9 protein-coding genes are annotated in these 8,282 nt (G+C 49.5%); 7 read left to right on the top strand and 2 right to left on the bottom strand.

What is annotated here, in order from left to right; all coding sequences use genetic code 11:
- Nucleotides 1-103: 103 nt before the first annotated feature.
- Nucleotides 104-655, bottom strand: a complete 552-nt coding sequence (locus CKW00_RS12295; protein WP_095822811.1) for a TetR/AcrR family transcriptional regulator — start codon at nucleotides 653-655, stop codon at nucleotides 104-106.
- A gap of 128 nt (nucleotides 656-783) precedes the next feature.
- Here CKW00_RS12295 and CKW00_RS12290 point away from each other — a divergent pair, with 128 nt between their 5' ends.
- On the top strand, nucleotides 784-2,988 hold the full coding sequence (locus CKW00_RS12290) for an MMPL family transporter (protein ID WP_095822810.1): 2,205 nt from the start codon (nucleotides 784-786) through the stop codon (nucleotides 2,986-2,988).
- A gap of 61 nt (nucleotides 2,989-3,049) precedes the next feature.
- Here the strand turns inward: CKW00_RS12290 and CKW00_RS12285 are convergent, their stop codons facing one another.
- A complete protein-coding gene (locus tag CKW00_RS12285) occupies nucleotides 3,050-3,448 on the bottom strand; it encodes a hypothetical protein (RefSeq protein WP_095822809.1) in 399 nt (132 codons plus the stop codon).
- Between the two features lie 137 nt (nucleotides 3,449-3,585).
- Between CKW00_RS12285 and CKW00_RS12280 the strand changes: the two genes are divergently transcribed.
- The 6 genes from CKW00_RS12280 to CKW00_RS12255 all read left to right on the top strand — a co-directional run bounded on the left by CKW00_RS12280 (nucleotide 3,586) and on the right by CKW00_RS12255 (nucleotide 8,251).
- The gene (locus CKW00_RS12280; protein ID WP_095822808.1) at nucleotides 3,586-4,668 is read left to right on the top strand and encodes a M24 family metallopeptidase; all 1,083 of its coding nucleotides are present in this window, start codon (nucleotides 3,586-3,588) and stop codon (nucleotides 4,666-4,668) included.
- A 244-nt stretch (nucleotides 4,669-4,912) separates the two neighbouring features.
- Complete coding sequence (locus CKW00_RS12275) at nucleotides 4,913-5,245, top strand: lmo0954 family membrane protein (protein ID WP_095822807.1); 333 nt, start codon at nucleotides 4,913-4,915, stop codon at nucleotides 5,243-5,245.
- A gap of 13 nt (nucleotides 5,246-5,258) precedes the next feature.
- The gene (locus CKW00_RS12270) at nucleotides 5,259-5,873 is read left to right on the top strand and encodes a PspA/IM30 family protein (RefSeq protein ID WP_095822806.1); all 615 of its coding nucleotides are present in this window, start codon (nucleotides 5,259-5,261) and stop codon (nucleotides 5,871-5,873) included.
- Nucleotides 5,874-5,931: 58 nt separating this feature from the next.
- Entirely contained in the window at nucleotides 5,932-6,636 is a 705-nt protein-coding gene (gene liaF / locus CKW00_RS12265) for a cell wall-active antibiotics response protein LiaF (protein WP_095822805.1), read from the top strand.
- Nucleotides 6,633-7,631: a sensor histidine kinase gene (locus CKW00_RS12260; protein WP_095822804.1), complete on the top strand. Its 999-nt coding sequence runs from the start codon at nucleotides 6,633-6,635 to the stop codon at nucleotides 7,629-7,631. Before liaF ends, CKW00_RS12260 begins: the two co-directional genes overlap by 4 nt.
- The gene (locus CKW00_RS12255; RefSeq protein WP_095822803.1) at nucleotides 7,628-8,251 is read left to right on the top strand and encodes a response regulator; all 624 of its coding nucleotides are present in this window, start codon (nucleotides 7,628-7,630) and stop codon (nucleotides 8,249-8,251) included. Before CKW00_RS12260 ends, CKW00_RS12255 begins: the two co-directional genes overlap by 4 nt.
- Nucleotides 8,252-8,282 lie beyond the last annotated feature (31 nt).

The raw sequence follows: 8,282 nt of genomic DNA, 5'->3' as shown, positions 1-8,282 counted from the left end.
AAACGATGGAAAAGGAAAATCGTAGATTTCTACAGAAAAGGAGAGAAGGCTGACCCCTTCTCACCTTTTATAATCACGTAGTGGTAATCATTGTAAAATATTTTTACACAAGATTAAGGACTTGACTGTTCCCCACCCGGAGCAGAGTCACGTACGTCTGAACGGCGAATTTTAAAGGCACTTCCGGAATTTCCCCTGAAGTTACAGCGTCCATAAAAGCTTTTTCAAGAGTGGTGTGGAGCATTTCTTCCGCCTTTTTCGTAGCTTTTCTCTGTTTTTCGGACAGAGAGGACCTCGTCTCCCGCATCAGCCCCTCCATATCTATGTGGAAGGTAGCCTTCAGGTGAGCATCCGCAATCCGCAGAAGTTTATTGTAGAGCGATGTTTCCTCTTTCAGTATCTTCTCCATCTGAAGACTTATCATCTCCATCGTATGTTCCATCGTTTTAGTGAAGAGGTCTGCTTTTGTCGCATAATAGTAATAGACAGTCGCTTTCGTCACACCGGAGTGTCCGGCTACGTCATCGATAGACACGCGCTGGTACCCGTACTCCATAAACAGAGTGGAAGCAGACTGGAGGATAGCTTCATAAGTGGGCTGTTTCTGTTCGGAAATCTTTGGTCTGCCCACAGATCTTTTTGGTTCCTCCGGCATAAGCCCTCCTCCTTTCCTGATGCGTAAACGTTTTTTCTGATTATACCATAGAAAAAATTACTAGATAATTAACTGACCAGTATATATAATTATAAATAACTAATAAAAAAGGAAGAGCAGGTGAGGGCATGAAAAACTTACTGAAAAACTGGGGGGAGACTATAGCGGGTTCGAAAACGAGGTGGGTGACTCTCCTCATCTGGATTGCTCTCGTAGCGGTCGTTTCTGTCGTGTGGCCTCAGGTGAACGACGAAACAACCGGCGGGAGTCAGCTTTTGCCGGAAGAGACGATGTCGGTGGAGGCTTCGGATATCGCAGATGAACAGTTTCCGAACGATGCGGGTGTACCTCTTCTGCTCGTATGGCACAGAGATGGCGGACTCGAACAGGAAGATCTGCAAAACATAAATACGTTATATCAGAATCTGGACGAAGATCCGCTTGAATACCAGTCCATGATTCCTCCATTCGGAAAACTGCCGCCTCAGGCGCTGCTCGATTCCGCTTCCGGGGACGAAGAGGCCCTGACGACACCGGTATTTTTCAGCGAGGAGGCGACCACGGACGATCTGCAGCCGGTCCTCTCCAACCTGCAGAAACGGATTACGGAAATTACGGGAGAGAACTATTTCGATACGGACTTAGCCGAGGACGGTATGCATATCAGATATACAGGAGCGGTCGGGATACAAATCGATTCCACGGAGCTTTTCAGTACGGCTGATATCACTCTGCTTATTTCTACCGTACTTCTCGTATTGTTCCTGCTTGTCCTTTTATACCGTTCTCCTATTCTGGCGGTCGTCCCGCTGATCGGTGTCGGTTTCGCCTACGGGATAATAAGCCCGCTTCTCGGATTCATGGCAGAGCAGGGATGGATCGTCGTCGACAGTCAGGCAGTCTCGATTATGACTGTTCTTCTGTTCGGGGCCGGGACGGATTATTGTCTGTTCCTTATCACCCGTTACCGTGACGAACTTCTCATGGAACCGAATAAGTATACCGCTCTTACGAAAGCGATCGCTCATTCCGGAGGAGCGATTATGATCAGTGCGCTGACGACAGCCGCAGGTCTGTTTACGCTCGTGGCGGCGCAATATGCTTCGTACGACCGTTTCGCCGTCCCGTTCAGTGTGGCTATCATCGTTATGGCTGTAGCGGTTCTGACGCTTCTTCCTGCACTTCTCGCTCTTCTCGGAAGAACAGCTTTCTTTCCTTTCATTCCGCGGACGGAAGAAATGATTCAGAAACTGGAAGATAAAAAAGGGAAAAAAGTGAGACGACCGAAAACGAAAAGCAGGTTCAGTGAATGGGTGGGCCGGATTACGGTGAAAAAACCGTGGACCATTATCACTGTGACCGTAGTAGTGCTCGGTATCCTTGCTTTGTTCGTGCCCCGTATCAATTATACGTACGGAGTGTTCGATTCCTTTCCTGATGATATGCCTTCGCGCGAAGGATTTGCCATTATAGGCGAACACTATCCGGAAGGCACGGTAGCACCGATGCAAGTGCTTATCCGGTCAGACAGGGAAGTTTCTCTCCGGGAAGATATTGCAGCTCTCGATGAGGTGGAGTCCGTCGGGGAAGCGGAGAAAGGGGAAGAGAACGAAGAGTATGAACAATACAGCGTCACGCTCTCCATCGATCCCTATTCCCGGGAAGCCGTGGCTTTCGTTCCCGAACTTAAGAACAGAGTGGAAGACCGGCTTCAGGAAGAAGGGGTAAAGAACCCGGAAGACCAGGTATGGATCAACGGGGAAACGGCCGGTCTGTATGATACGGAGAAAGTGACGAGTCGTGATCAGAACATCGTCATCCCGGTGATTCTGGTCATCATAGCCCTCATCCTCGTCACTTATCTCAAGTCTATTACAGCTATGGGATATCTGTTGTTGACTGTCGGTCTGTCCTATCTTTCCGCTCTCGGACTCGGATGGCTCATCATCCACTACGTCATGGAAGAGCCTGCCATGCAGGGACTCATCCCTCTGTACTCTTTCGTGTTCCTGGTGGCACTCGGAAATGACTATAATATATTTATGATTTCGAGTATATGGAAGAACAGGGAGCAGATGAAGCTGGATGCCGCCATCAGCAACGGGGTAAGCAGTACGAGCGGGGTCATTACCTCCGCCGGTCTGATTCTGGCAGGAACGTTTGCGGTTCTTGCCGTACTGCCTCTGCAGGTCCTCGTCCAGTTCGGTACGGTGACCGCCATAGGCGTTCTGATCGATACGTTCGTCGTGCGCCCGTTCCTCGTACCTTCCATCACGAAAGTTCTTGGTAAGTACGCGTTCTGGCCCGCTATGAAAAAAGATCCGGATGAATAAGAATGTATATAAAAAAGCTGTCCCCCGCTACTTTTACGGAGTAGCGGGCAGGACAGCTTTTTTAGTCTTCCGAAATAAATTTGCCGTGCTTGAAGGCGATGAGGAGAAAGATAGCAAAAGCTATCAGCAGAATAGTTCCGCCTACAATAAAAAAGACGGTACTGAACGTTTCAAGACCGGGGAACGGCTTCGCGTAGTAAAGCCACATTCCGACAGTCAGTCCGAAAACCCCGATGAACGACCCCCATACGTGAGCGATGGCCAGTTTGGAATCTTTTGGTATCGGAAACACTTTGTAAAAAATGCCGAAAGCGAAAAGAGACAGCCACCCGACGACAAGAATGTGGGCGTGGATAGCGGAAAGTTCCAGGCCGCCGCCTCCGGCCATATGAGAGCCTATAAATGCACCGATAAATGCATAAACGGCTGAAGTTTTAATGAGAAAACGCGTACGATCCATAAACTTCACTCCTTTCTACATACCTATTATACACGTTGACCCCGAAGTAAGGGTGCGAAAAACGGATTTGTCGAAAATTTATCATTAAGTTGGCAATCTTCTGCTCGTTCGATAGGATGAAGGGAGGAGGGATGAAAATGACACAAAGACTGGCAACATTTTGTGAAAGTATGAGAAAAGAGAACATGGACGCGGCATTCGTAAGTTCGAAGGAAAACTTCTTTTACCTGACCGGTTTCCTCACCGATCCGCATGAGCGACTTCTTGGTCTGCTCGTTTTTCCGGATGAGACAGCGGTGGCTGTTTTACCGGCAATGGAGAAGGGGCAGTTGAAAGATACGGGATTCAAAGGAGATATCATCGCCTATCAGGATCATGAAAATCCTTGGGAGGCGCTCGCGGGTTATAACGACTCTGTACATACCCTCGGGATAGAAGAGGAACATCTTTCTTACGGAAGGGCCGGAGAGCTGATCGAAGCTTTCGCCACTCCCGGAATCAGGGACGTTACGGGGCTCCTCGACCGGCAGCGGCTCATCAAGGACGAGGAGGAAATAAACATCATGCGAAAAGCGGCTTCTCTTGCCGATGAGGGAGTGGAAGCAGGCATAGCGGCTCTCGAAGAAGGGGTTTCGGAGATGGAAGTCCTTGCCCGGATCGAGTTCGAAATGAAAAAACGGGGTGTACGGGAGATGTCCTTCTCCACGATGGTCCTGTTCGGTGAAAAGGCCGGGCACCCGCACGGTAACCCGGGAGACCGTACTTTGAGAAAAGGCGATCTCGTACTGTTCGATCTCGGAGTCGTGTGGGAAGGATACACTTCGGATATAACGAGGACGGTAGCCTTCGGGGAAGTGGATGAAAAACAGCGTGAAATATACGAAACGGTGAAGCGGGCGGAACAGGCGTCCCTGGATATAAGCAGGCCGGGCACAAAGATCGGGGACCTTGACCAGGTGGCGAGAAATGTCATTGAAAAAGCAGGATACGGGGATTACTTTCCGCACCGTATCGGTCACGGTCTTGGCATTAATGTCCATGAGTTCCCCTCCATGAGTCATCTGAATGAAGATGTGCTGAAGCCGGGGATGACGTATACGATCGAGCCCGGAATCTATGATCCTGAAACCGGAGGTGTACGGATCGAGGATGACGTTCTTGTGACGGAGGAAGGATATGAAATTTTGACGAAAACCCCTAAAGACCTGCGGATTATTTGAACAGATAAGAAACCGGACCCCGGAACAGAATAAATAACAGAAATAGCAGACACTGCAGAGACCGGATACTATCTGAGGTCGTTGCGGTGTCTGTTTATTTTTTCCGCTCAGTAATATGCAGATCGATGGGGCCGCGGGACGGAAAGGGAACAAATACGCCTCCGGACCTAGTGGAAGATATGTCTGTGGATCATTACGGGAAGTGCCGGCGTACCGTAATATTAGTGGTGAAGGAGGAGATGATATGAAACAGTTCTTATTGTTCATCGGAGCCCTGACGGCTCTGGCGATTATTGTGGCAAGTCTCGGACCGCTGATTATGCTTGCTGTCGGGATCTGGCTGCTATATCTCGTTTATAGACAGTTCACCCGGACGGATTCTGCCGGCGGGAAAATAGGGTGGCTGATCATCGGGCTGCTGGTTCTTGCTTTTATTACGCCTCACCTTCCGGCGCTGATCGGAGTTGCCGCCGCTTATGGACTGTATCTCGTCTATAGAAGCTGGAAAAAAGAAGAAGCGGAACCGGAAGACGATCCGTTCACTAATTTCGAGAAACAGTGGAAACAATTACAATAAGGAGGTATACCCCATGACGAACATATTTACGAGGATGAAAGACACTTTTATGGCGGATATTCACGACGCTCTGGATAAAAAAGAAGAAAAAAACCCTATGGCTCTGCTGAACCAGTACTTGAGAGAAAGCGAACAGGAAACGGAAAATGTACAGAAGCTGATTGAACGTCAGTACAAACTGAAACAGGAGTTCGAAAATGAGTACGAGCAGGCGAAGAACATGGCTGAAAAACGGGAACGGCAGGCTGTCGTAGCGGAAAATGCCGGGGAAGAGGAAATGAAAGAATTCGCTCTTGCGGAACAGGAAGCCTATACCAATCGGGCGGAACGTTTGCTACAATCGAAGCAGGAAACGGATCAGCAGCTGCAGGAACTTGAACACAAATATGAAGAAATGAAACATAGACTGAAGGATATGCATGTAAAGCGTATGGAACTGATGGGGCGCGAGAATATAGCGAGAGCCCATCACCGTATGGATCGCGTTTCAAAAGAAGCGTCCGAACAGCCGTACAGCCGTTTTACAGAACTGGATCGCCACATGGAACGGCTGGAGGAACAGATTCAGCGTTCTTACAGGAAATCGACGTTCGACAGTAAGATCCGGCAGTTGGAAAAAAATCAGTGAACCAATATTTCTCCTGTATCCTCCGATACGGGAGAATATTGTGTAGGGGGGGATTGTCATGTTTGAGAAAGTGGAAACGAAAACGATAAATAAGCTTCTGCTCATTGCTGCGGTACTTCTTATAGCCGAAATCATTCTTTTTGATGGAGGAATTCTCTTCTCCCTGCTGTTCAGCGGTATCCTCGTGTATGTCGGGCACCGTTCCTATGACAGAACATTCGGGAAGGTAGTGTTCTGGATCGGGCTCGTATCTCTCGTTATGACTATTTTAAGCATGGCCGTCGTCCGCTTCCTCCTTTTTATACTCCTCGTCCTTTTCCTCTATAATTACTTCCAGGCAGGTCGACATCCTGCCCGGCCCGCTTTCTCTCGAGACCCCCCTTCCCCGAAGAAGGAACCGGTAATCAGCCAGAAAATGTGGGGGGATCAGACGACTCCCGAAGCTTACGCCTGGAATGATATCAACGTGCACGGCGGCATCGGTGACAGAACGATAGACTTGAGTCACACCGTACTTCCGGAAAAAGCGGTCATTTCCATCAGGCACCTGGCGGGTACACTTACAATTTACGTACCGTATGAAACGGAAGTGCTCGTTCATCACAGCGCTCTCATAGGGCGCGCGACTATCCTCGATTACCGGAGTACGCATCTCCGGAACGGAACGGTTCATTATCAGACAGAAGACTACGGATGGAAGGAGCCTGGCGTGCGGATTGTCACTTCAGTTCTGTCGGGAGACCTCGAGGTGAAGCGCATATGAAAAAACACCTTATATTCTACGTGCTGCTGTTTATGTCTTTTTCCGTTCTGCTGACAGGCATTACCTTCCTCACTTTTCCTCCGGAGAACTGGTCGCTGCTGTACAGGAAAGAGGTACTGGATATGCCTTTCCTTCTCGTCCCCGTACTGGCTGTCCTGACTTTTGGTATCGGCACCGGGCTTGCTCAGAGTGTTCAGGAAAAACAGAAGAAGAAACATCTTTACCGGCAGCTCGACTGCCTGGCTCAGGGCATTCCGTTGGAGGCTCAGGAGGCAGGGGAAGGAGTGCGCTCCCGTCTGGAAGCGATCGAAAGAAAAATGAGCCGGCAGACGGAACTTTCCCGTAAACAGGCATCCGAACGGGCGGAAGAAAGGGAAAGAAGCATTCAGGAAGTGGTTACTCAGGAAAGGAGCCGGCTGGCCCGGGAACTGCACGATTCGGTCAGCCAGCAACTGTTCGCGGCTTCGATGATGATGTCTGCAATCAGTGAGCGGGAAGAAAACAGCAAGCTCCGTATGGTGGAACAAATGATCCACCAGTCCCAACTTGAGATGAGGGCTCTTCTCCTTCATCTGCGACCTGTCCCGTTAAAAGGAAAAACGCTGAAGGAAGGGACGAAAGACCTTCTTGAGGAATTGACACAGAAAGTCCCTCTTCAGGTGGATAAACAGCTGGAGGAAGTGTCTCTTGAAAAAGGGGAGGAAGACCAGCTGTTCCGTATTCTTCAAGAAGCTGTTTCGAATACGTTGCGTCATGCCGAGGCTGATCATCTTACGGTCCAGCTGCTGCAGAGGGATGACTTCGTTCTGCTGAGGGTTCTGGATGACGGGAAAGGCTTCGATACGGAAAGTGCGGGCACGAATTCCTATGGCCTGGTCAACATGAACGAGCGGGCCCTTGAAGTAGGGGGAGTGTTGAAAATAGTAAGCGTAAAAGATGACGGTACAAGGGTGGAAGTGAAATTACCAGGAAAGGGAAGGGAGGAGAAAGTATGATCCGGGTCCTGTTCGTAGACGATCATGAAATGGTCAGAATCGGGGTGTCCGCCTATCTGTCCGCTCAGCCGGACATAGAAGTCGTTGCTGAAGCGGCGAATGGAAAGGAAGGAGTGGAGAAAGCGTTCGAGTGCAGACCGGATATTATTCTTATGGATCTCGTCATGGAAGGTATGGACGGCATCGAAGCTACCGGTAAAATAATTTCGGAGTGGCCGGAGGCGAAGATCATTATCGTTACAAGTTTTATCGATGATGAGAAAGTGTACCCCGCACTGGAGGCGGGGGCGGTGAGTTATCTGTTGAAAACGTCGACGGCCGATGAGATTGCCGGAGCGATAAGAGCTACATACGGAGGGCAGTCGATACTCGAACCGGAAGTCACCGGGAAACTGATGGGCAAAAGAAGGGATGAACCGCTGCATGACCAGCTGACGAAACGGGAAAAGGAAGTATTGCTGCTCATGGCGGAAGGCAAAACGAATCAGGAAATCGCAGACCTTCTTTTTATCGCACCGAAAACGGTCAAAGTACACGTCAGCAACGTTCTCGGGAAACTGGAAGTCCAGGATCGTACCCAGGCTGTCGTTTACGCTTTCAGGCATCATTTAATTAAGTGAGCGGATTTTGATATACTTGGAAAGGCATACA

Source organism: Salimicrobium humidisoli, from assembly GCF_002295105.1.
GTDB classification, from domain to species: Bacteria; Bacillota; Bacilli; order Bacillales; family Halobacillaceae; genus Salimicrobium; species Salimicrobium humidisoli.
This window is presented reverse-complemented; position numbering and strand designations above follow the sequence as displayed.

What these genes read in the sequence shown, in the direction of transcription:
- CKW00_RS12290 (WP_095822810.1), top strand. Translation starts at nt 784, where the DNA reads ATGAAAAACTTACTGAAAAACTGGGGGGAGACTATAGCGGGTTCGAAA.
- CKW00_RS12275 (WP_095822807.1), top strand. Translation starts at nt 4,913, where the DNA reads ATGAAACAGTTCTTATTGTTCATCGGAGCCCTGACGGCTCTGGCGATT.
- CKW00_RS12260 (WP_095822804.1), top strand. Translation starts at nt 6,633, where the DNA reads ATGAAAAAACACCTTATATTCTACGTGCTGCTGTTTATGTCTTTTTCC.
- CKW00_RS12295 (WP_095822811.1), bottom strand. Translation starts at nt 655, where the DNA reads ATGCCGGAGGAACCAAAAAGATCTGTGGGCAGACCAAAGATTTCCGAA.
- CKW00_RS12270 (WP_095822806.1), top strand. Translation starts at nt 5,259, where the DNA reads ATGACGAACATATTTACGAGGATGAAAGACACTTTTATGGCGGATATT.
- liaF (WP_095822805.1), top strand. Translation starts at nt 5,932, where the DNA reads ATGTTTGAGAAAGTGGAAACGAAAACGATAAATAAGCTTCTGCTCATT.
- CKW00_RS12280 (WP_095822808.1), top strand. Translation starts at nt 3,586, where the DNA reads ATGACACAAAGACTGGCAACATTTTGTGAAAGTATGAGAAAAGAGAAC.
- CKW00_RS12285 (WP_095822809.1), bottom strand. Translation starts at nt 3,448, where the DNA reads ATGGATCGTACGCGTTTTCTCATTAAAACTTCAGCCGTTTATGCATTT.
- CKW00_RS12255 (WP_095822803.1), top strand. Translation starts at nt 7,628, where the DNA reads ATGATCCGGGTCCTGTTCGTAGACGATCATGAAATGGTCAGAATCGGG.